Origin of the sequence: Patulibacter minatonensis DSM 18081 (assembly GCF_000519325.1) — a bacterium.
Classification (GTDB): Bacteria; Actinomycetota; Thermoleophilia; order Solirubrobacterales; family Solirubrobacteraceae; genus Patulibacter; species Patulibacter minatonensis.
On sequence record NZ_KI912613.1, the window covers coordinates 4,090,939 to 4,112,389 of the forward strand.

Below are 21,451 nucleotides of genomic sequence, written 5' to 3' on the forward strand. Positions count from 1 at the left end.
CAAGCTGTCAACCGGGTGTGTCATACGGTATCGTCGAAGGGGTGTCGTCTGTCCTGTCACGCCGGTCCACGAGCCCTGAGGATCAGCGCGGCCAGACCCGCGCGAAGATCCTCGACGCCACCGTGCAGCTGCTGGGCGAGGACCGCGCCTTTGCGGAGCTGAGCGTCGGCGAGATCTCCGGACGGGCCGGCGTCTCGAGGCCGACCTTCTACTCGTACTTCCAGGACAAGCGCGCGCTCATCCTGGCGCTGGGCGACGGCTTCGAGACGGATGCGCGGACCGCGGCCCAGCCGTGGTTGCGCAACGACACCGATGACCTCCGAGCGACCCTCACGGGCGTGCTGGGCGCGTTTGTCACGCACAAGGCGACGGTGGGAGCGGTCGTCGAGGCGGCGACGTACGACGCCGACGTCGCGGTCTTCTGGCGCGAGTTCCACGAGTGGTTCATCGTCAACACCGTCCAGCGCGCCACGACCTCCGACCCGGACCTCGCGCGCGAGGATGCGGAGGCGCTCGCCTACTCGCTGGTGTGGATGACGGAGCGGTCGTTCACCGAATACCTCGCCTCGCCTCGCGTCTCCGAGGCCGCCCTGCTCCGCGCCATCGAGCGTCTCTGGCGCACGGTCGTTCCCGTCGACTAGCTCCCGGTCCCACCGGCGGTCGCGAGGCATCTCTCAACGGCGTCGGGTCTCCGGGGACGGGCACAACCAGAGATGGCGGGCTGGAGGGCGTTTCCGGACCACCTGAGCTGGTTTGTGGCTCGACGCGACTGTGGCACTTGGTGGTCTTCAATGCAGCTGTCTCCTAACGGCGGCTGGTGCTGACTCTCGGCTTCTAGTCGACCTTTCCATCCGGGGGGCTCACTCCCCCGCGCCGGCCGTCAGCGGAGTTGGTCGGCCGTCACCGGCGCCAGGCGCGGATAGACCTTGTCAGTCCCGGGGAAGTTCTTTTGCGGAACGCACGGCGGGCCGCCCATGCCCGGCAGGTCCAAGATCCCGGTGAGGATGCCCGAAGCGTTGCCCGTGTGGTCGCACGAGAACGACGGGTTTCGACCGGTGCCGGCCAGCTCGAGCTCGCCCGGACGCGGGTACGGGGCGAACCGGCTGTTTGGGTTGCGCGTTGTGGCGCCCTGCACCGTCTCACCGTTGATCGGCAGCTGGAGGCGCAGGTACGAACGCTGCACGCCGAGCGCGTCGGGGGCGGTAGCTTGCGTCGCCGCGCCGGTGTTAGCGAAGGTCACCGACAGCTCGCGCTTGTAGAGGTTCACGAAGCGCGCGATCGGCAGCAGGTCCTGCGTGAGGGGCTCCAGCCCGTCGGACACCGGACGCAGCGCGTTCAGCAGCCGACGGATCGGCGGCATCCCCGTACGCACGCGCTTGAGGACCGGGTCCAGCTCGACGAGCGTCTGCTCCAGCTGCGGAGCCAGGACGGCGAGCCGCTGGAGCGCGGGACGCACGAGCGGGGTGACGGGCCGCAGGTCCGCAATCGCGGGCTTCGCCGCACGGGACGTCGCCTCGACGGTGGTCATGAAGCGGCGGGTCTCGCGTCCGAACGACGGCAGCGTGCGCAGCGTGTCGCGCAGCGCCGGCGTGATCGCGGAGGTCGTCTCCAGCAGCTGCCGCCCGCCCTCGGCGATGCCCTGGATTGCACCGGAGCGCCGGCCGACCGCGGCGAACGTCGTCGCGAAGTCGCGGCTGCCCGACCGCACCTCGGCCGACTGCCGATTGAGGAGGTCGAACAGCCCGTCAGCACCCTCGGCCAGCGGAGCGACCTGGCCGACTGCCGCGTTGAGGTTCTTGCCCTGCCCCTCGGTGCCCTTCGCGATCGAGGTCAGCACGACCTTGAGGTCCTTGCGGGTCTTCTCGTCGAACGCGTCGAGGATCTGGTCCAGCTCGACCGTCGGCTGAATGTTCTGCGCCGGGATCGTGCCACCGTCGGGTATGAACGCCCGTCGGCCGATCTGGTCCTTGCGTGACCCGAACGAGAGGTTCACGAACGTCTCGCCGACCAGCGTCTTCGTCCGCAAGGTCGCCCGAGTGTCCTTGGGCAGCGGCGCGAACTTCGGCTCGATCTTCATCGTGACCTTGGCCTTGCCGCCCTCGCGCACGATCGTCGTGACCTTGCCCACGGTCACACCGCTGACGCGGACGTCGGCGTACCCGGCCAGCTGCGTGCCCTGCGCGAACGCCGTCTTCACCTGGTACGGCCGGCCCTTGAGCGGCACGGGGCCACCGAAGCTCGTCCAGAGGAACAGCAACAGACCGAAGCACGACAGCGCGAACGCCACCATGACCCCGATCTGCACGGGGTGCGGACGGTTCTTGTTCACGCTCGAGCGCCCCTCTTATCGCGGTGCAGAACAACGCGCGCGGTCCCGGAGTCATCGGGTGAGGGGGAACGTTCTTCGTGACCCGATCGAGAGCGTTGGTCGATCGAGCAAAGGCGCTTCGCATGTGCGGGGCCTGCTTCGGTCGGAACCTCCGCGGGCGTGTCGCTGCTAGGACCCGACAGGAGTGGGGGTTCAGGCATCGGGGCTCGGATCGGATGCGGGGCTCCAGTCCTCCCACCCGGGAAGGAGTGCGTGTCCGCCGCTTTCGAAGTGGGTGACGTCAACGATCAAAAAGAGGGCCTGGGCTTCAGCGATGACGGTCTCGTTGTCGAGGAGCCGTCCGTGGAGGTGGAGCTTGCGACCGTCGCGGCCGACCGCCCATGCTTCGATCTGCATCGGGCGCTCGAGGAGCGCGGGTGCGCGGAAGCTGACGTTCAGGTTCGCGGTAACCGCCGGTGTGCCGAGCACGATCAGGAGCGACCCGAGGGAGTCGTCCAGCACCGTTGCGACCGCCCCGCCGTGCACGATGCCGGGGGCTCCCTCGTGCCGGCGGTCAAACGTGATGGTCCCGCGCAGGAGGTCGCCGTCGACCCGGAGGCGGAGACCCATCCCGGCGGGGTTCTGCGAGCCACAGCCGAGGCAGTTGGGGTGGTGTTCGGGGATCGTGCCGTCCGCGGCGACCTTCATATGGTGCGCTCCAGCGCTTGGAGCGCCTCGGGCTCGAGGCGCCGGATCTGCTGGATGACGTCGCGTGCTTCGGCGACCTCGTGCGCTGCGGCTCGGGCGCCGAGTGCCTCCCAGGCGTCGCTGAGGGTGCGGTAGCGCTCGGCAGCGGATCGGACCGTGGCGTCGTCCAGGAGCTCGGCGGTCTCTTCGAGGTAGCCGGCCTGCAGCGAGCGGAACATCGCACCGCCGGTCCCGGCCTTGATGATCAGGACCGCGAGGGTGTCGAGCGCTTCGGGAAGTCGGTCACCGAAACGAGCCGGCCAGTCACCGAAGGTGCCGGCGAAGTACTCGACGCCGTCCAGTCCGGTGCGGCCCTCGAGACTTCCGACCGTCTGGGCGCTCTGGCGCATGTTCTTGGACGTCGCGGACGCCACATCGCGGACGACGTCGGCCAGCGCTGGTAGCTCGGTCGGCCACCGGTACGTGAACATCGCGTTGCGGGTCGGCGCGGGAAAGGACTGGGAGTTGCGCGCGCGGTGCAGGCTGTCCAAGGAACAGGCCTGAAGGTCCTCGCGGTCATTGTCGGCGACCCACGCGATCCCACGGCCTTCGTCGTGGTCGACGATCACGATGTCGTGACGGGTGTTGCGCATCCGGACGCGGAGGTACTCCAGCTCGCCGATGTCCGCCCACACCATCGGCGGGTCTCCGCGATCAATCGCGGCTTTCACCGACTCCCACCCTTGTGCGGCATCGTCGGTCTGCTCGAACGTCACGGGCGCCGCGAGGTGTTCGCCGATGTCCCGCTCCATCGACCCGGTGCGACCGACGAGGTAGAACGGGATCCCGGGCACCTGGTCGGAGAAGAAGAACCCCAGTCCACCGGCGAGCCCGAAAACCATCGGTTCGCTCAGCGGCCCGTGCCCGTAGTCCAGGCCATGGAACTCGAGCAGGTCGCGCAAGGCTCCGGACCCGCAATGGCCCGCTCGGCGGTGTGGGAACGCCTGTGCTCGTACCGACGGCGTCGGCGACAACGAGGTCGGCGTCCTAGGCGGCAGGGTGCTCACTGGTTCAGGGCGCCCGGGAGCATCGGTTGGCTGGTGAGCTGCCGGATCACGTAGGTCGACTCGTCGCTGATCGTCATGTTCGGGGAACGCTTCACAGTCTCTCGCCGAGGATCCCCAGCTGCAGGCGCCATCGCAAAACGAGGGCACAAGTGCTGGACGCCGCCGCGAGCGCCCTAAGCTCGGCGCGTTGACATAGTGTCGAACATAGTGACAAGCAGCGTGTATCGTCAACCGCGAGTGCCGAAGGTCACAGTCGGACCCTGCGGCGCTCGGACGTCCCTGACTCGAAAGGCATCTCGTGCGCGCACCGTCGATCGTTCTCTCTCCCGGCCCCTTGCGGGACCAGATTCAGGCCGCAAGGTGGGCGGAGGACGCCGGCTTCTCGTCGGTCTGGACCACGGAGTTCCACCACCGCTCCGCGACCGTGCCGCTCGGCGCGATTATCCAGGCGACCTCGACCATCGGTGTTGGCACTGCCATCGCCTACGCCTTCGGCCGCACCCCCGTCGTTCTCGCCGCCGAGATCCGGGACCTCGACGAGCTCTCCGAGGGACGCCTGCGATTCGGTCTCGGGACGGGTACGAAGCGGATGCAGCAGAACTGGCACGGTTTGGATGGCGAGCACCCCGCCCCGCGCATGGAGGAGCTCCTCCCGCTGGTCCGCAAGCTCTGGCGGCTGCATGAGGGACCGCAGGCCTTCGAGGGCCGGTTCTACCGCGTGAACGTCAAGCCGACCGTGCCCGTCGATCCACCGCTGCGCCCCGACGTGCCGCTGCTGATGGCCGGTGTGAACCCCCGGATGATCCAGGCCGCAGGCCGGGTCTCCGACGGCCTGGTCGGCCACCCGCTCTTCACCGCCTCCTACATCGAGCACGTCGTCCGGCCCGCCCTGGCCGAGGGGGCACGACGCGCAGGTCGTCCGGCTCCGCCGCTGGTCGGCTACCTGACCTGCTGCATCGATGAGGACGGTGACGTCGCCCGACAGCAGGCCGCGGCGGTCATCGCCTTCAACAGCACGGTGAAGACCTACCAGGGCATCCACGAGCACCACGGGTTCTTGAGCGAGGTCGCCGCGATCCGCGAAGCGTGGAAGCAGGGCGACTTCCCCAGCATGGTCGCTGCAGTCTCCCGCGAGATGATCGACACGATCGCCCTCGCCGGAACTCCGCAGGAGGTTCGGGACCGTTACGAGGAACGGGCCGCGGTCTACGACGACGTGCTCCTCTGGCCTCCGGCCTTTGTCGGTCAGGACGGCATCCGCAAGGTCATCGACACTCTCAGCGTTCGTGACACGTAAATGCTGCTGAACCCCCCTACCGTTATTGGGTGTTCGGGCGCCCTTGCCCGTACGATCAGCTGATGGCGGTCCTTTCGAAGCGCGACGACCCTGAAGCTCGAGGGCGCGCTGAGGCGGAACTGATCGAAGCGGTCGTCGCTCTGCTCACCGACGGGACTCCGTACGCGTCACTGTCGATCAGCAAGATCGCCGAACGAGCGGGACACACCCGCACCGGGTTCTACTTCTATTTCCGCGACAAGCGCGACCTCCTGATGAGCGCCACGAGCCGCCTCGTCGAGGAGCTCTTCCGGGGCACCACCACCTGGCTGGAGGGCCCCGGCGGCAGCGCCGAACTGCAACGCGCGCTTTCTCAGGTCCTGCACGCTTATCGTCGATCCAGCGCGCTGCTGCGTGCGCTCATCGAAGCCACGACCTACGACGCCGTGATCGCGACGTACTGGCACGACGAGATCGGCAGGTTCATCGCCGCCACCGCCCAGCGTCTCGAACGCGACGGTCTCCCCGCCACGCAGGCCCGCGGCACCGCGGACGCCCTGGTCTGGATGGTCGAACGGGTCTACTACCAGCGTGTCCTCAACGACGACCCCGAAGAGGACAAACTCGCGATCGACTCCCTCACCGCGATCTGGGCCCGCACCCTTAACCTCTCGACTTAGCCCTTCGCTCTTGACGGCCGGGGCGTGGAGTACGGCGTGGGAATACACAGAGAGGCGGCGCGGCGTGTTTGGTTCACGCCGCCTGAGCGGAACCCGCGATGAGCGGCCGGACGATCGCGGGCATCCGCCGCCACCGGGCGTCGCGAAGGGCGGTGGTGTCGAAGCCGGCGTTCCGGAGCGCTTCTATGGTGTCGCGGTTGCAGTTGCAGCCGTAGCCGATCGCCCGCCACGGACGGTGCAGCCGGTCCTGGATCCGGGCCAGGCGCGGCCTCGACGAGCGGACGTGCTCGATGAGCAGCAGCCTCCCGCCGGGACGAAGGACCCGGCGGACCTCCCGAAGTGCCTGGTCGGGGTCCTCGACGGTGCAGAGCACCAGCGTGCTCACGACCGTGTCAAACGCGTTCTCATCGAACGGGAGGTCCTCGGCGCCGGCCTGCACCACGCGAGGGTGGCCGCCGAGCCGTTGAAGACGTTTGACCATCGAGGCCTCGGGTTCGGTGAGCGTCAGGCTCGCCACCGTCGGCGGGTAGGCGTTGATGTTCAGGCCGGTACCGGCACCGAGCTCGAGGACCTCACCGGTCGCGCCGGAGAGCACGTCGCGGCGGAGGTCACGCATGCCGGTCCGCTCGCCCCAGGCGAGGAGAGGGTCGTAGATGGCGGTGAAGACGGGGGCGTAGAGCGACACGAGGCGATCGTCCCTGGATCGGAGGGCTGGCTGGATGTGCGCCGGACCCATCGGGTGGGTCCGGTGGGAGGCGGCGGGGTCGTTCAGCGGGGGCGGTAGCGCGCGTCGGCGGCGAGCTCGGCGTCGTGGTGCTCGGTGATGAACGCGTCGATCCTCCGCAGGTCGTCGACGGCCCGCTTGGCCATCGGCAACAGCTGGTGGCCCAGTTCGGTCGGTCGGACCTCGGACGGCAGCCCCTCGGCGAGGACGACCGCGGCGCGTTGCTCGAGCTTGCGGATCCGGCGAACCAACGACGTTGCGGTCACGTCCAGCTCGGCCGCGGCCGCGGCGGTGGTGCCGTGCTTGACGCCGACGACGAACGCTTCGAGGTCCACCAAGGTGATCGGGTAGGGCTGCGAGCGCCTCCCGGGCCGGCGGGAGAGCCGTGCGGCGCCGCGGGTCGAAGCGGGAAGGATCTCGTGCTCAGCGCTCATCGGTTCTGGGTGAGATGGGGTCGGAGGAACTGGTCGACCTGACGGTCGGTGGTGAACTCGCCGGCCTTGATCGCCGTCACGTCACCGGTGGCGTCGACGAGGATCGTCTGCGGGAACACGCCGCCGGCCTGAAACGCACCGGCGATCTGCTCGTCGGGGTCCTGCACGTGCGGGTAGATCGTCGGGTTGGTCTTGAGGAACCGCCGCGCGTTCTGCGCCTTGTCGGCGGCGTTGAGGCCCAGGAACGCGACGCGATCGCCGTAGCGAGCGGCCGCGCGGCGCAGGAGCGTGAACTCCCGCCGGCACGGCGCACACCACGACGCCCACTTGTTGATCAGGACCACGTGGCCCTGAAGGGCCTTCATCTTCGCCACGAACGCGTCGCCGTTCAGATGCAACAGCTGGCCGTGCTGGCGGTACAGCCTCCGGATCGGGGCCGGTGCCCGGGCCGCCGCGCTCTGCACCGCCACCGCCGACGGGGGCGTCCCGCGCGGTGTCCTGGCAGCAGGATCGGACTGCGCCAAGCCGATCACCGCCACGACGGCTACCAGCAGGGCTGCTGCGAGCAGCCGCGCTCGGGTGCTCGTCGCCCGCAGGGCGGTGAGGACTCGTCGAACCATCGACAGCACCGTATCTACTTTCAGTGCTCTACGTACGAATTGCTTTCACAACGGTTCAGTAGTAAAGTGGTGACTATGGAGATGCCCCGCCCGATCCCTGCACCTCTCGTCGAGCTGATCGCGCAGCGCTTCCGGGTCATCGGCGACCCGGTGCGCATCCGCCTGCTCGACCACCTCCGCGACACCCCGTCGACGGTCGGCGAGCTCAAGGACGCGCTGGGCGCGAGTCAGCAGAACGTGTCCAAGCACCTCGGCGTGTTGCACCAAGCCGGGATCGTCTCGCGGACCAAGGAGGGCACCGCGGTGCGCTACGCGATCCAGGACGAGTCGGTGTTCGCGATCTGCGAGCTCGTGTGCGGCGGCCTGCGTCAGCAGCTCAACGAGCTCGACGCGCTCCTCGGTGGCCAGACCGAGGCGACGTCGTGAGCGCCCCGACCATCGTTCCCGCCGCGCCGGCGACCCGTTCTTCGCGGTGGCCGCTGGAGCGGGCACTGTTTCTGATGGCCGGCACCGTGACGATCGTCTCCGTCCTCCTGGCCGTCTCGATCTCGCAGTGGTTTCTCCTGCTGACCGTCTTCGTCGGTCTGAATCAGTGGGTCTTCGTCGCCGTCGGGGCCTGCCCGGCGTCGCTGGTGATGAGTCGTGTCCTCGGCCTTCAGCCCGCATGTGATCGGAGGATTCGATGAGCACCGTTGGTCCGATCGGCCGTCTGGGCCGCTACACCGCCACCCACTTCAAGCAGGTCGCGATCGGCTGGGGCATCCTCGTCCTGGTCCTCGCCGTCTTCGCCCCCCGCGTCGAGTCCGCCCTCTCCGGTGCAGGCTGGGAGGCCTCCGGGTCGGAGTCCGTCCAGGCCCGCCAGCTGATCGACAAGAACGTCGGCGGGCTCTCCAGCTCCGCGTTGCAGGTCGTGGTCCACTCGGAGACGCAGACCGCCACCGACCCGGCCTTCCAGGCTGCGATCGCCAAGACCGAGGCGACGCTGAAGGACACCGAGTTCGTCGGCCGCGTCGTTCCTCCGCAGCCCGGGATGTCGATCTCGAAGGACGGGCACACCGCGATCGTGCAGGGTGCCGCCGCGGGCACGTCCAACGACATGGTCCGCGCCGCCGACGACGCCAAGAAGGGCCTCGAGAAGGCCGGCGCCGACGGGGTCGAGGTGCACCTCACCGGCGCGTCGGGCCTGTGGTCGGACTTCAACCACGCCAACCTCACCGCGATGCTCAAGAGCGAGGTGATCTCCTGGCCGGTGACGATGGCGATCCTCGTCGTCGCGTTCGGGTCGCTGGTCGCCGCCGGGCTGCCGCTGATGCTGACCATCACCGGCCTGGTCGCCGCCGCCGGGTCGCTGTTCCTCGGCGCGCAGGTGCTCGACATCTCGGTCTGGGCGTTCAACTTCGCGATGATGTTCGCCCTCGCGCTGGGCATCGACTACGCCCTCTTCATGGTCATGCGCTTCCGCAGTGCGAGAGCCGAGCACGGCGACCCCGTGCGGGCAGTGACCGAGACGATGGACACCGCCGGCAAGGCCGTCCTGTTCTCCGGCATCACCGTCCTGATCTCGCTGACCGCGGTCATGCTGGTCCCGAGCCCGGCGTTCCGGTCGATGGCGCTGGGGATCATGCTCGCCGTCATCTTCGTGCTCGCTGCGACCCTGACGCTGCTGCCGGCCGTGCTGGGCCGCCTGGACGGCAAGGTCGACAAGGGTGCGCTGCCGTGGCTGCGCTCCGGGGAGGCCCGCTCCCCGCGCTTCGAGGCCTGGGCGACCACCATATGGAAGCACCCCAAGAAGCTCGGCGGTCTCGCGCTGATCCTGCTTCTCGTGGTCATGATCCCCGTGCTCGGCATCAAGACCGGCATGCCGTCGATCAAGGTCGTGCCGTCCGAGGACGGCTCCGCGCAGGGCTACGCCCTGGTGAAGCAGGCCTTCGGTCCCGGTGCGCCCGGACAGCTGCAGCTCGTCACGACGTCGGGCGAGGCGGCCGCGGTGGCGAAGGCTGCCGGCTCCGACCGCGGGATCTCGCGGGTGATGGCGACGATGAACGGCACCGGCGGCGTGGCCGTGGTGCCGGTGCTCCCGAACGTCGACGCGTCGGACCCCGCGCTGGGGACGACGATCGACCGGCTGCGGGCCGAGCTGCCCGCCGGCACGAAGGTCGGCGGTCAGCCGGCCGAGAACCACGACCTCGAGGCCGCGCTCTCGTCGCGGACGCCGGTCGTCGTCGGCGTGGTCCTCGGCCTCGGGTTCCTGCTGCTGCTGCTCGCGCTGCAGGCGCCGATCATCGCCGCCGTCGGCGTCGTCACGAACCTGCTGGCCGTCGGTGCGGCGTTCGGGGTCGGCCGGCTGGTCTTCCAGGACGGCGTCGGCGCGAGCGTGCTGGGCTTCGACTCCCAGGGCTTCCTCGACGCCTGGGCGCCGGTCTTCTTCTTCGCGATGATCTTCGCGATCTCGATGGACTACACCGTCTTCCTGCTCTCGGCCGCCAAGGAGCGCTGGGACCTCACCCACAACCCGCGCGAGGCGATGATCGGCGGCCTCGCCGGGTCCGGTCGGGTGATCTTCGCGGCCGCGGCGGTGATGGTCGCGATCTTCTTCACCTTCTCGCTCTCGGGCCCGATCCCGCCGAAGGAGATGGGCGTGATCCTCGGCGTCGCCGTCCTGCTGGACGCGTTCCTGATCCGCCTGCTGCTCCTGCCCGCCGCGCTGCGGCTGCTCGGGAAGTGGGCGTGGTGGACGCCGAGGTCGCTGGCGAAGGTGCTGCCCGACATCCGCTTCGGGCACGCCTGAGCACCACGCCCGCTCCGGTCCCGCGCTCCGACAGCAGTCGGAGCGCGGCCCCGGGCACCGTCCGCACGACCGACAAGGGAGCACCCCGCATGTTCGGCAGGAAGAAGCACCAAATCATCGACCTCACCCCGAAGGAGGCCGAGCACGCCGCCAAGACCGGTGAGCTCGTCCTCGTCGACGTCCGCGAGGCCGACGAGCGCCGGCAGCTCGCTCCCAAGGTGAAGTCCATGCACATCCCCGTTGGTGGGATCGCCGACAGGACCGGCGAGCTGCCCACTGACCGGCCCGTCGCGTTCGTCTGCAAGGCCGGCGGCCGCAGCATGAAGGCCGCCAAGACCGCCGCCACCGCTGGTCTCGACGTCCGCAACGTGGTCGGCGGGATGACCGCCTGGGACGCTCAGGGCCTGCCCACGAAGAAGGGCTCCGCATGATCTTCCGCCAGATCACCCACGACGACCTCGGCTGCGCCAGCTACCTGATCGGTGACGAGAAGGCCGGCATCGCCGCCGTCGTCGACCCGCGGTTCGAGATCGACGAGTACCTCGACCTCGCGCGCTACATGGGCGTCTCGATCGACCACGTCTTCGAGACCCACAACCACGCCGACCACGTCTCCGGCCACGGCCGCCTCGCCGTCGCCACCGGCGCCACCATCCACGTCCACCGCCTCGCCGAACCCGACTACGCCCACCAGCCGTTCGACGACGGCGACGAGTTCCAGCTCGGCGGCCTCACCGTCCGGGCCATCCACACCCCCGGGCACCGCCCTGAGCACACCGCCTTCGCGCTCATCGACACCAAGCGCAGCGACCAGCCCTGGGCCGTCCTCACCGGCGACACCCTCTTCGTCAACGACGTCGCCCGACCGGACCTCGCGATCGAGAAGGCCGAAGGCGCCCGCGGCATCTTCCACTCGCTCAAGGACAAGCTGCTCGTCCTCCCGCCCGAGGTCGAGGTCTGGCCCGGGCACCTCGGCGGGTCGATGTGCGGCGGCCCCGGCATGGACATGAAGGTCTCCTCAACCATCGGCTACGAGCACCGCGCCAACCCCACGCTCCAGATCGAGGACGAGCAGCAGTTCGTCGACGAGGCCTTGGCGAAGCTCGGGCCGCAGCCGCCGAACTTCCAGGCCATCGTGGAGCTCAATCGCGGACCGCTCGTCACCGAGGGCGTCCAGCTGCTGCCCCTGACGCCCCGCCAGGTCGAGCTCAAGCGCTCCGAGGGGGCACTTGTCGTCGATGTCCGCACCGATCTGCAGTTCGACGAGGCGCACATCCCCGGAGCGATCTGCGCGCCGATGCACCGCGCCGGGTTCGGCTCCAAGCTGGCCTGGCTGGCGGACCGCGAGCAGGAGATCGTTCTGATCGGCCGCGACGACCAGGACGGCCACGAGGCCGGCAAGCTCGCGCTCGCCGTCGGGATCCGCAAGCTCGGCGGGTACCTCCACGGCGGCATGACCTCCTGGCGTCAGGAGAAGCGACCCACCAACACCATCCCGCGCGTGGCCGTGGAGGACCTCGAGGACCACCGCACCGCGTTCCCGGACCTGCAGATCCTCGACGTCCGCGACCAGAGTGAGTACGACGCCGGACATATCCCCGGCTCGACGCTCACGATCTGGCACGACATCACCTCCTGGCCCACGGACCTCGACCCCGAGCTCCCCGTCGCCGTGATCTGCGGTTCCGGGCAGCGTGCCGCGACCGCCGCCAGCCTCGTCGTCCGCCACGGCGGCCACGACGTCGTCCACGTCGTCGACGGCGGCGTCCCGAAGTGGGGACGCCTCGGCAACGACCTCGAGACCACCAGCAGCACCTCGAAGGCGTGAGCCGGGCGACGGACCCTCTCCCGGGACCGTTGGGGTGACGTTGCTGGCGATCCCGTTCGGGATCCTCATCGGACTGATCGTCGGCACCGTCGGCGGCGGCGGCGCGATCCTCGCGCTTCCCGTCCTCGTCTACGTCCTGGGCGAGGACGTCAACCCGGCATCGACCGTATCGCTGATCGTCGTCGCGCTCGCCGCATCCGTCGGCGCCGGCGCACGGGTGCGCGGCGGCCACGTCTGCGCCCGCCTGGCGATCCTGTTCTCGATCCCGGCCGCCGCCGGCTCCCTGGCCGGCACCGTCCTGGGGCAGGAGGTCAGCCCGCGACTGCTGATCCTGACGTTCGTGCCCGTCATGGCACTCGCTGCGGCCCTGACCTGGCGCCGTGCCTGCACCGACCAGACCGGCGACGAAGAGGCCTGCCCCGACGTCCCGATCCGCAAGATCGTGCTCGCCGGAGCGCTCGTCGGGATCCTCACCGGCTTCTTCGGCGTCGGCGGCGGCTTCGTCATCGTCCCCGTCCTGACGCTCTGGTTCGGCATGAGCTTCCGCCGCGCCGTCGGCACCTCGCTGGTGATCATCACCCTCACCGGCCTCGCCGCCCTGGCCAGCCACCTCGCCACTGGCACCACCATCGACCTGCCCGTCACCGCCGCGCTCGCCGGCGCCACGATGCTCGGCGCCCTCATTGGCAGCCGTGTCAGCGACCGGCTCCCGCAGCGTCTACTCGGCCAGGGGTTCGCGCTGACTGTCGGGGCTGTCGCGATCTTCCTCCTCGTCGACACCCTCGCCCTCGGCGGACCGCCCGGCAGCTGAACCCGACGTACCCGGATGTGACATCAACAGTCGCCGCCGCTTGATGCATGGGTGACTGACACGCACGCCTGCACGAGGGCGGTCGCGTTGCTCATGGGGCGCTCCGGGCGGGGGTCTGCAGGAGCGAGATCAGCGGCGTGTCGGGGTCCGCCAACAGCGCGCGGTCGGGCGAGAGCTCTTGGGTGATGGCGCGCTTGCTGAACATGAACTCCTTCGGTCGGTTCACGCAGTCCGCGGCGATCAGCCGGCCGTCGGCAAGGTAGAAGCAGGCGAAGCTGCGGCCGTCAGCGGGGTTTCCCCGCAGCACGACCTCGTCATGGCCGGTGCTCAGGCCGGCGATCTGCAGCTTCAGGTCGTACTGGTCGGACCAGAACCACGGCAGGGCCGAGATCGGCTTCTGCTTGCCGCAGATCGCGCCGGCGATCGCCTTGGCGTGCTCCAGCGCGTTGGCGACGCACTCCAGGCGAATTCGCGTCCCGTACCGAGCGTCGTAGTGGTTGGCGCAGTCGCCGGCGGCGAAGATGCGCGGATCGTCCGTCCGGCCGTGCTCGTCGACGACGATGCCGTTCTCGACCGCCAGGCCGGCGTCGCGGGCGAGCTCGACGTTGGGCAGGACGCCGACCCCGACGACTACGAGGTCCGCGGGGATCTTGGTGCCGTCGGTGAGGCGGACCGCCCGGACGTGCCCGTCGCCCTCAAATCCTGCGACGCCGACGCCGGTGCGCAGGTCGACGCCCTCCTCGCGGTGCACGCGGTCGTAAAACGCCGAGACCTCGGGGGCGGTGACCCGCTGCAGGACGCGGTCGGCAACCTCGAGGACCGCGACCTCGATCCCCAGCTTCCGCAGCGACGCGGCGGCCTCCAGACCGATGTAGCCCGCGCCGACGATGACGGCCCGGCGGGCGGTCCGGAGGGTGCCCCGGATCGCCTCGATGTCGGCGGCGTCCCGCAGGGCGTGAATGCCCGGGAGGTCCGCGCCGGGGACGTCCAGCGGGCGCGGGCGCGCTCCGGTGCAGAGGACGAGCCGGTCGTAGGACAGCGCGTCGCCGTCGTCGAGGGCGACGGTGCCGGCCTCGCGGTCGATCCCGGTGACACGGGCGTGACGGAAGGTCACGTCCTCCTTCTCGTAGAACTCCGGCCCGCGGATCAGGAGGTCAGAAAGCGTCGTCGTGCCGTGCAGGAACGTCTTCGACAGCGGCGGCCGCTGATAGGGCAGCGACGGCTCGTCGCCGACCAGCACGATCTCCCCGTCCCAGCCGCCCTGGCGCAGGCTCACGCAGAGCTGCGCGCTCGCGTGGCCGGCGCCGACCACGATCACCCGGTCGCGTTTCATCCCGTCGTCCCTCTCCGCGTCGCCGTTGCGGCTCAGGCGCCCGAGGTCGCCTCGACGCGGACAGGTGTCTGCTCGCGGACCGGCTTCGGTGTGAGCTGCACCTGCATGTCGCTGTAGCCCTTGACGAAGTTCGACTGCACGTAGCTGGGCTCGCCGATCACCTCGATGCGGTCAAACCGCTCAAGCAGCTCCTCCCACAGGATCCGCAGCTGCATCTCCGCGAGCCGGTTGCCCATGCACCGGTGCACGCCGAACCCGAACGACATGTGGTTGCGCGCGTTCTTGCGGTCGATGATGAAGTCGTCGGCGTTCTCGAACTTCCGCTCGTCGCGGTTGCCCGATACGTACCACATGAGCACCACGTCACCCTTGCGGATGAACTGCCCGCCGAAGTGGACGTCCCTCTTGGCGACGCGGCGCATGTAGGCCAGCGGCGTCTGCCAGCGGATGATCTCCGAGACCATGTTCGGGATCAGCTTCGGGTCGGCCTTGAGCTTCTCGAACTCGTCGGGGAACCGGTTGAGCGCCAGGACGCCGCCGGTCATCGAGTTGCGGGTGGTGTCGTTGCCGCCGACGATCAGCAGCGTAAGGTTGCCGAGGAACTCAAACGGCTTCTTGATCAGGTCCTTGGTGTCCTCCGACGTCTGCATCAGGGTGATGAGGTCAAAGCCGTCCGGCTCGCCGGCGGCGCGACGGGCGGCCTTGTCGTGCCACAACGCCGTGAAGTTGCGCGCCAGGTCCACGGCGGCGGGGAAGAGCTCGTCCTGGTGCGTCGTGCCGCCCGTGGCGTCCGCGGACCCGCTGATCGTGTCGGACCAGTAGGTGAGCTTGTGCCGCTCCTCGAACGGGAAGTCCAGCAGCGTGGCCAGCATGCGGCCCGTGATCTCCTTCGACACGCGCTCGACCCAGTCAAACGGCCGGTCGGTCGGCAGGTTGTCGAGCACGTCCTGCACGCGCTCGCGGATCAGCGACTCCATCTCCTTGAGGTTCTTCGGCGCCACGACGCCCTGCACGGCCCGGCGCTGCACGTCGTGCTTGGGCGGGTCCATCGCGATGAACATCTCGGCGTTGAACGGCGGAGGCCCCAGGACGATGTAGGGCTCGGCCGAGAACACCTCCGCGTTGGAGTCGACGGCCTGGATGTCGGCGTAGCGCGTGACCGACCAGAACGGCCCGAACGGGCTCTTGGGCTGGTAGTGGACGGGGGCCTCCTCACGCAGCCGCGCGAAGTAGGGGTACCACTGGCCCTGACGGTTCATGAACGGGTTGCTGACGTCGATCTCCTCCAGCGGCACGTCCGCCGGATCGGGGATCGGTCGTTCCTCAAACCGCAGCGCCTTCATCATCCCGGCCAGGCGCTTGGCCTTCAGCGTAAGGGCCACGCTTTGGATCACGCGGTCGACCGGCACGGTCGCCTGCACCGTGTCGGTCACGCGGACCTTGGTCCGCTGAAAGAGGGTGCTGTTGGTCGTCATGGTCTCTCGCTTGGTGGTCGTCTGCTCGAACACGGGGTGGGCTACATCTGAAACTCGGGGAGGTGCACCGTCAGCCCGTCGAGCGCGGGGCTGGCCCGCAGCTGGCACGCCAGACGCGAGTTCGGGCCGCACTCCGGCGACATCTCCACCATCTGGCTCTCGAGGTCGGTGCGCGTTCCGGTCGTGGTGATCCAGGCGTCGTCGACGATCACGTGGCAGGTGCCGCACGACGCCTCGCCGCCGCAGTCGCCATCGATCCCCGGAACGCCGTGGTTGGTCGCCAGCTCCATCAGCGACGAGCCGTCCTCCAGCTCGACCTGGTGCGGCGTGCCGTCGTGCTCGACGAACGTGATGGTCCCCATGACTGCCCTCACTCAATTGGTTTGACGAAGCCTGCTCAGCGTCCGGGGCGCTCGCTGGGCGACCCACTGACAGGAATGCGCCGACCGTACCATTTTTCTGCACCGTGCGGTACGTTCTGGGAGTGGATGCAGAATACGACCGATGAGCACCCCGACGCATCTGACTCGCAAGGGCGCCCGGCGTGCCGAGGAGATCCTCGAGGCCACCGTGCGCTGCCTCGCCCGCGACGGGTACGCCGCCACCTCGCTGCAGCGCGTCGCCGAGGAGGCCGGGGTTCCCAAGCGCGCGATCCCGTACTACTTCGCCTCGCGCGAGGGCCTGTTGACGAACGCGGCCGAGCACCTCATCGCCCGCCTCGTCGACCAGATCCTGCAGGCCGTCGCCGCGCTGAAGGACGCCGACAGCATCATCGACGTCGGCTTCGAAGCGTTCTGGGCCGGCCTGACCCGCGACCGGGCGTTCCTGGTCGCATGGCTGGGGCTGCAGACCGAAGCGATCACCAACCCGTCCCTCGCACCAGCAGCCGCAACGGCGACCGACCAGCTGCGCCGGATGATCGACGGCCTGATCGCCGGGCACCGCGCCCGCGGCGGCCATCTCGCGTACCCGGCGCAGACGATCCAGATCACCATCCTCGCATGGGTGCAGGGCCTCGCCCTGGATTGGGCCATCAACGGCAGCACGCCCGCCCTTGAGGACTCCATCGCCGTCTTTCGGACCTGGCTGAAGACCGCAGCACACCCAGACATGGTGCGGTCCGACACCTGAGGCACCGCCGCGCACCAAACCGAAGAGCACCCCGGCGGAGACCCTTCGATCGTGCTCCTCATGGCCGGCGCCGGCCTGTGCCGCGGAGAGGTCGCAGACCTCCACCACGGCCAGTTCGAATACCGACGCCGCTCCAGTTCCCCCGCTCTAGGCGGGCCGTCCGCGGTTCCACCACGATGGCACTCCCGATCCGCGACAGGGCGGAGTCGAGCGGACCGGACCGCCCACCGCCGCCACCGTCGACGCGATCGCCGCTCGAACAATGAGCCGGTTTGATTCCCGGGCAAGGGGCGTTATACGAGGCGCTGAGAGTGCGTTCTGGACGCCGACCGCCAGCGGTGGGTTCGCCGCGGCCGTTCCGAGGCCTGCGGGGTTGACGTTTCGAGTCTTATCGAACGTTCGCCCGCGCTGGTCTCATTTCGGCGCCACCGCCGCTCTCGATCTGGTGACGTTCGACACCGATCTGCTCAAACGCCTTGCAGTACTCGGATCTCATCGGCATATGCGCGCCCTCCGAGCGCGGTGGTCGGCGCGAACAGCTCAAACGCATGCGGACCGCCTGGGTGGAGGTGCAGCTCGACCTCGACGCCGGCCTGCGCCAGCCTGGCCGCGTACGCGACGTCCTCGTCGCGGAAGATGTCCAGATCGCCGACCATCACGTACGTGGCGGGCAGTCCGGAGAGGTCGGTGGCGCGGGCCGGCGCGGCGTAGGCAGACACGTCCGGCCCGCCTGCTGCGTCCCCGAGCAGCGCACCCCATCCGGTGACGTTGTCGTCGTAGCTCCACGTCTGGACCGGCGACGCGTCCGCGGGTGCCTCGACGTTGCGGTCGTCGAGCATCGGGTAGATCAGCACCTGCCGCGTCAGGGCGGGCCCCCCGCGATCACGGGCCAGGAGCGCGACACCGGCGGCGATTCCTCCCCCGGCGCTGTCGCCGGCAACGCCCAGCCGGCCAGGCTCGCACCCGATCGATGTGGCGTTCTCGGCCGCCCACACGAGGGCGGCGTAGGCGTCTTCGACCGGTGTCGGGTGCGGGTGCTCCGGTGCGAGCCGGTAGTCGACGGCAACGAGCGTCGATCCGGACGAGCCTGCGAGGAACCGCAGCAGCGGGTCGTACAGCTCGACGCTGCCGAGGATCATCCCGCCGCCGTGGACGTAGAGCACCAGCCCGCCGGTCGCCGACGTGGGCCGGTAGACGCGAAGCGGGACGGTCGCACCTCCGTGGCCGACGCACGTATCGTCCTGAACGTCCACCGGTGGTGCGTCGGGAAGGGTTGCCATGAACGTCGCCATCAAGCCACCGACGAGCTCGCGCCGCGCGGCGACATCGCCGGGCGGCGGCGGCTCCATCGTCGCCAGTTGGCCGAGCACCGGTGCGAGCACCTCGGCGATTTCGGGGTCGAGCGCTCTTGTCATCGTCCAGGCTCCTTCGGGTTTTGTCGCTGACCAGTGGTGCGCCCAACAGGCGGGTGCGGCATCGGACCGGGGCCGTGCGCAGCCCGCCGTCTGGCCGACCTATTCACTCTGCCCAGGGTCACGGCGACGCCAGTGGCTGGGCCTTGAGGCCCTTGAGCATTACGAGCATCAGACCAGACTCCTCGACCTGGTCGCGTGCTTCGTTCGCCGCCGCAAGGCGGACGCCGCGAAGCCGGGCGGTGCGCGAGGCCTCGCCGGCCATCTGGATTCCGCCCTGGTGGTGGCGGAGCATCAGCTGCAGGAACAGCCGATCGAATGCCCTCCCGCGGAGGCCACTGAGCCGGTTCATTTCGGTCTGGGACGCCATTCCGGGCATCGCGGCAGCTGGTCCACCTGTGGTTGGCATGGCGTGCCCGCCAGAGGTCATTGAGTGGTTCGTGGTCGCCATGTGATGATCCGCCGAGGCCTCGGGGCACGTCCCGGCCGAGCCTCCGGAGTGGGTGCTGTGGCCCGCACACGAGTCATCGTCGGCTGCTTGCGCGTGTCCCATCCAGGTCATCGGCGGCCCGGCGGCGACGATCGGCTTCTCCCAGAGGCCGAGCCAGCCCTGCATCGTTCCGATCTCGACGAGCTGCGTCGTGGCGATGCCGTTGGCAATGGCCCGCACTCCCGGCGTGGCCCGGGTCGGCGCGAGCTGCGCCATCGTCACCGCCTGTTGGTGGTGGACGATCATGTCCTGGCTGAACCCGATGTCGACCGGGCCGGGAGCGGACGCTGCGGCGGGCGCGTGCTCGTGGGCATCGCCGCCACTTGCCACCAACGCCACGCCGATGGCGATCAGGGCGGCAACGACGACCGCGGCGAACGCCACGCGACCACGCCGGCCTGTCGGCCGGATCGTGCCCGCGGCCGCGCCGACCGCGGGCACGACGGATTCAGCTCGTGCGGCCGACACCGCAGGTCCTCAGGGTGCTCGTAGTGGTGACGGTGCGGCGCGTCGTCGACAGCCGTCCGGTGACCCGGACCTTGTACTTCCCGCGGGCCAGCCCGACGAGCGTGACGCGGACGGTCCGACGTCCGACCTTCCTGACGGTGATGCGGCGACCGTTCGCCGTCGCACGTAGCCGCGTGATTCGAGCACCGGTCGGAACCTTCCGGAATCGACGGAGGATCTTCCGGCGGCTGGTGCACGCTGCGGGCGCTGCGGTCGGGTTCAAGGGGTAGGCACCGTTCTTGAACTTGAGCGCCAAGAACCCGTTGTCCTGGCAGGTCGCCCATAGCTCGTCGGAGCCGTGGAACACCGGCGGTGAGGAACACCAGTCCGCGGTCAGGGTGCTGACCGGCCGACCGGACGCGATCGAGCCAGCACGTCCGGCGATGCCGTCGACGAGGCCGTTGAGCGAGCCGGAGATCGCCTGGTCGAGCGTCGGCAGAAGCCCGGCGAGCCCGGCGGCGTGCTCGGAGTCGGGAAGGTCGCCGTTCTTCCCGGTCTGGGCGCCGGGGTTGTAGTAGGCGATTTCCTTCGGGTTCGCGATGTCGCGGATGTCGAACACGCGGATCCCGGAGTTGAAGTAGCCGCACGCCAGGGCGGTTGGGTCCTTCGGCCGATCGACGGTGCAGTAGTGCGCGTCGTAGTGAAAGAGACCGTTTCCGTCGAGGTCCGCGGTGCTGGCGGCGACGTTCTTGGGCAGCTGGATGGCAAGCCGGAGCGTCGAGACCACCTTGGGATCACGCTCGTTGCTGATGTCGACGAAGCGGACGGCACCGCCGCTTCGCGCAACGTTGCCGATCTCGTCGATCGAGATCAACAGCGGCTTCCCGGCTTTCGTGATCGGGACGGTGACCTGCGAGATCAAGCCGTCGTCCCACTGCGCGCCCGAGATCTGGCGGACCGTCGCCCCAGCCTTGCGGGTCTGGATGTCGCTGACGTCGTAGATGTTCACGCCGCCGGGGATCGTCGAGAGGTACATGCGGCTGCCGTCATCGCTGAACGAGAAGCCGTGGTCGCCGACGGCAGTCACGATGCCGGTCCAGAAGATGCGCGGTGCTTTCGGATTGTCGACGTCGATCGCGGTCAGCGAGCCGGGGACCAGGCCGGTTGACCAGTAGGTGCGGCCGTCCGGAGACCAGCCGCCCTCGTGGGCCAGGGCGTTGGCCGGCAGGGTGAGGTCGGAGTCGCCGACGCCGTTGAGGAGCTTGGGGTGGGCGCAGTCGTCTTTGATGTCGTAGACGGAGAACAGGCCACCGGCGACGACCGGTCCGACCGCGACGCCGCCGAGCAGGCCGCGCTTTTCGTTGACCTTCAGCGACTCCCAAGGACCGAACATCATCGCCGGGCTCTTCAGCGTCGCGCTGCGAAACGGTCGTCGCGGGTCGGAGGCATCGATGACGTGCACGCCTGGATCGCCGTCGGTGAAGCTCGCCGGGAACGAGCTCGGGGTGTACGTGCAGTGCTTGTAGGTGGGGCTGACCCACGATGCACCCTTGCCCTGATGCTGGCCGACGAGCTCGAGGTTGCACGACGTCCCCGTCTTGCTCGCCCCCCTCCTGCGTTGGTCGATGCTGACCCGGCCCTGCAACCCGGTCTCGGGCCTCGAGCCCGGGCCACACGTGGCGGGAGCCGCCTGACCTGGGGCAACCCCGGGCGTCGCGGCAGTCGCAGCACCTGGATACACGGCGAGGAGACCAAGGAGCACCGCGACCGGCCCGAGCAACCGGCGGGTGGCAGGGACAGAACGCCGAACGTTGACCCTGACGGACGACGATGAGGCCGGCGGCCCGGAATGTGATGACGAGGACATGCGAGCTCCTTCGGGGGCGGTCTGGCTGACACGCCGCGCGGCGGCGAGGCGGCCACGGTGCGCATCTCGAACC

General features: G+C 69.3%; 22 protein-coding genes. 10 read left to right on the forward strand and 12 right to left on the reverse strand.

All coding sequences use genetic code 11. The features are described 5' to 3' along the window. Positions 1-41: 41 nt before the first annotated feature. On the forward strand, positions 42-641 hold the full coding sequence (locus tag PATMI_RS0119100) for a TetR/AcrR family transcriptional regulator (protein WP_026912037.1): 600 nt from the start codon (positions 42-44) through the stop codon (positions 639-641). A gap of 239 nt (positions 642-880) precedes the next feature. Here the strand turns inward: PATMI_RS0119100 and PATMI_RS0119105 are convergent, their stop codons facing one another. The 3 genes from PATMI_RS0119105 to PATMI_RS0119115 form a co-directional block, all read right to left on the reverse strand. Next, positions 881-2,329 carry an MlaD family protein gene (locus PATMI_RS0119105; protein WP_026912038.1) on the reverse strand — a complete coding sequence of 483 codons (1,449 nt, stop codon included), beginning with the start codon at positions 2,327-2,329 and terminating at the stop codon, positions 881-883. Between the two features lie 192 nt (positions 2,330-2,521). Next, on the reverse strand, positions 2,522-3,016 hold the full coding sequence (locus PATMI_RS31665; RefSeq protein ID WP_245604207.1) for a PaaI family thioesterase: 495 nt from the start codon (positions 3,014-3,016) through the stop codon (positions 2,522-2,524). Continuing rightward, positions 3,013-4,062, reverse strand: a complete 1,050-nt coding sequence (locus tag PATMI_RS0119115; protein WP_281171329.1) for a BtrH N-terminal domain-containing protein — start codon at positions 4,060-4,062, stop codon at positions 3,013-3,015. Before PATMI_RS0119115 ends, PATMI_RS31665 begins: the two co-directional genes overlap by 4 nt. 298 nt (positions 4,063-4,360) lie before the next feature. Here PATMI_RS0119115 and PATMI_RS31670 point away from each other — a divergent pair, with 298 nt between their 5' ends. Continuing rightward, on the forward strand, positions 4,361-5,359 hold the full coding sequence (locus PATMI_RS31670) for an LLM class flavin-dependent oxidoreductase (protein WP_084270080.1): 999 nt from the start codon (positions 4,361-4,363) through the stop codon (positions 5,357-5,359). A gap of 62 nt (positions 5,360-5,421) precedes the next feature. Then, a complete protein-coding gene (locus tag PATMI_RS0119130) occupies positions 5,422-6,018 on the forward strand; it encodes a TetR/AcrR family transcriptional regulator (protein WP_026912040.1) in 597 nt (198 codons plus the stop codon). 73 nt (positions 6,019-6,091) lie between these two features. Here PATMI_RS0119130 and PATMI_RS0119135 read toward each other — a convergent pair whose 3' ends face one another. The 3 genes from PATMI_RS0119135 to PATMI_RS0119145 form a co-directional block, all read right to left on the reverse strand. Further along, positions 6,092-6,703 (reverse strand): class I SAM-dependent methyltransferase, encoded by a 612-nt coding sequence (locus tag PATMI_RS0119135; RefSeq protein WP_026912041.1) that lies wholly within the window; start codon positions 6,701-6,703, stop codon positions 6,092-6,094. An 83-nt stretch (positions 6,704-6,786) separates the two neighbouring features. Continuing rightward, positions 6,787-7,176: a LysR family transcriptional regulator gene (locus PATMI_RS0119140; RefSeq protein WP_084270082.1), complete on the reverse strand. Its 390-nt coding sequence runs from the start codon at positions 7,174-7,176 to the stop codon at positions 6,787-6,789. Continuing rightward, a complete protein-coding gene (locus PATMI_RS0119145) occupies positions 7,173-7,796 on the reverse strand; it encodes a TlpA family protein disulfide reductase (RefSeq protein ID WP_084270083.1) in 624 nt (207 codons plus the stop codon). Before PATMI_RS0119145 ends, PATMI_RS0119140 begins: the two co-directional genes overlap by 4 nt. Positions 7,797-7,877: 81 nt before the next feature. On the opposite strand from PATMI_RS0119145, the gene PATMI_RS0119150 reads away from it, so the two are divergent. From PATMI_RS0119150 to PATMI_RS0119175, 6 genes are all read left to right on the forward strand, one after another. Further along, complete coding sequence (locus PATMI_RS0119150) at positions 7,878-8,222, forward strand: ArsR/SmtB family transcription factor (protein WP_245604214.1); 345 nt, start codon at positions 7,878-7,880, stop codon at positions 8,220-8,222. After that, positions 8,219-8,482 carry a hypothetical protein gene (locus PATMI_RS0119155; protein WP_084270084.1) on the forward strand — a complete coding sequence of 88 codons (264 nt, stop codon included), beginning with the start codon at positions 8,219-8,221 and terminating at the stop codon, positions 8,480-8,482. The genes PATMI_RS0119150 and PATMI_RS0119155 overlap by 4 nt, the downstream gene beginning before the upstream one ends. Next, complete coding sequence (locus PATMI_RS0119160) at positions 8,479-10,584, forward strand: MMPL family transporter (RefSeq protein WP_026912046.1); 2,106 nt, start codon at positions 8,479-8,481, stop codon at positions 10,582-10,584. Before PATMI_RS0119155 ends, PATMI_RS0119160 begins: the two co-directional genes overlap by 4 nt. 89 nt (positions 10,585-10,673) lie before the next feature. Further along, positions 10,674-11,015 (forward strand): rhodanese-like domain-containing protein, encoded by a 342-nt coding sequence (locus PATMI_RS31675; protein ID WP_036726137.1) that lies wholly within the window; start codon positions 10,674-10,676, stop codon positions 11,013-11,015. Then, positions 11,012-12,412, forward strand: a complete 1,401-nt coding sequence (locus tag PATMI_RS0119170) for an MBL fold metallo-hydrolase (RefSeq protein ID WP_026912047.1) — start codon at positions 11,012-11,014, stop codon at positions 12,410-12,412. The genes PATMI_RS31675 and PATMI_RS0119170 overlap by 4 nt, the downstream gene beginning before the upstream one ends. A gap of 34 nt (positions 12,413-12,446) precedes the next feature. Next, the gene (locus tag PATMI_RS0119175; protein WP_026912048.1) at positions 12,447-13,223 is read left to right on the forward strand and encodes a sulfite exporter TauE/SafE family protein; all 777 of its coding nucleotides are present in this window, start codon (positions 12,447-12,449) and stop codon (positions 13,221-13,223) included. 91 nt (positions 13,224-13,314) lie between these two features. On the opposite strand, the gene PATMI_RS0119180 is transcribed toward PATMI_RS0119175, so the two are convergent. From PATMI_RS0119180 to PATMI_RS0119190, 3 genes are read right to left on the reverse strand one after another with little or no spacing between them, the layout of a single operon-like run. Then, positions 13,315-14,556 carry an NAD(P)/FAD-dependent oxidoreductase gene (locus PATMI_RS0119180; RefSeq protein ID WP_026912049.1) on the reverse strand — a complete coding sequence of 414 codons (1,242 nt, stop codon included), beginning with the start codon at positions 14,554-14,556 and terminating at the stop codon, positions 13,315-13,317. A 32-nt stretch (positions 14,557-14,588) separates the two neighbouring features. Continuing rightward, entirely contained in the window at positions 14,589-16,031 is a 1,443-nt protein-coding gene (locus tag PATMI_RS0119185) for a cytochrome P450 (RefSeq protein ID WP_051472409.1), read from the reverse strand. Between the two features lie 41 nt (positions 16,032-16,072). Further along, a complete protein-coding gene (locus PATMI_RS0119190) occupies positions 16,073-16,393 on the reverse strand; it encodes a 2Fe-2S iron-sulfur cluster-binding protein (protein ID WP_007578589.1) in 321 nt (106 codons plus the stop codon). Between the two features lie 142 nt (positions 16,394-16,535). Here PATMI_RS0119190 and PATMI_RS35085 point away from each other — a divergent pair, with 142 nt between their 5' ends. Continuing rightward, complete coding sequence (locus tag PATMI_RS35085; RefSeq protein ID WP_026912051.1) at positions 16,536-17,162, forward strand: TetR/AcrR family transcriptional regulator; 627 nt, start codon at positions 16,536-16,538, stop codon at positions 17,160-17,162. A 467-nt stretch (positions 17,163-17,629) separates the two neighbouring features. Here the strand turns inward: PATMI_RS35085 and PATMI_RS0119200 are convergent, their stop codons facing one another. The 3 genes from PATMI_RS0119200 to PATMI_RS31685 form a co-directional block, all read right to left on the reverse strand. Then, the gene (locus tag PATMI_RS0119200; RefSeq protein WP_026912052.1) at positions 17,630-18,577 is read right to left on the reverse strand and encodes an alpha/beta hydrolase; all 948 of its coding nucleotides are present in this window, start codon (positions 18,575-18,577) and stop codon (positions 17,630-17,632) included. 118 nt (positions 18,578-18,695) lie between these two features. Then, complete coding sequence (locus tag PATMI_RS0119205; protein ID WP_157260862.1) at positions 18,696-19,532, reverse strand: DUF305 domain-containing protein; 837 nt, start codon at positions 19,530-19,532, stop codon at positions 18,696-18,698. Continuing rightward, positions 19,513-21,378: an LVIVD repeat-containing protein gene (locus PATMI_RS31685; protein ID WP_211241755.1), complete on the reverse strand. Its 1,866-nt coding sequence runs from the start codon at positions 21,376-21,378 to the stop codon at positions 19,513-19,515. The genes PATMI_RS0119205 and PATMI_RS31685 overlap by 20 nt, the downstream gene beginning before the upstream one ends. Between the last annotated feature and the right edge of the window lie 73 nt (positions 21,379-21,451).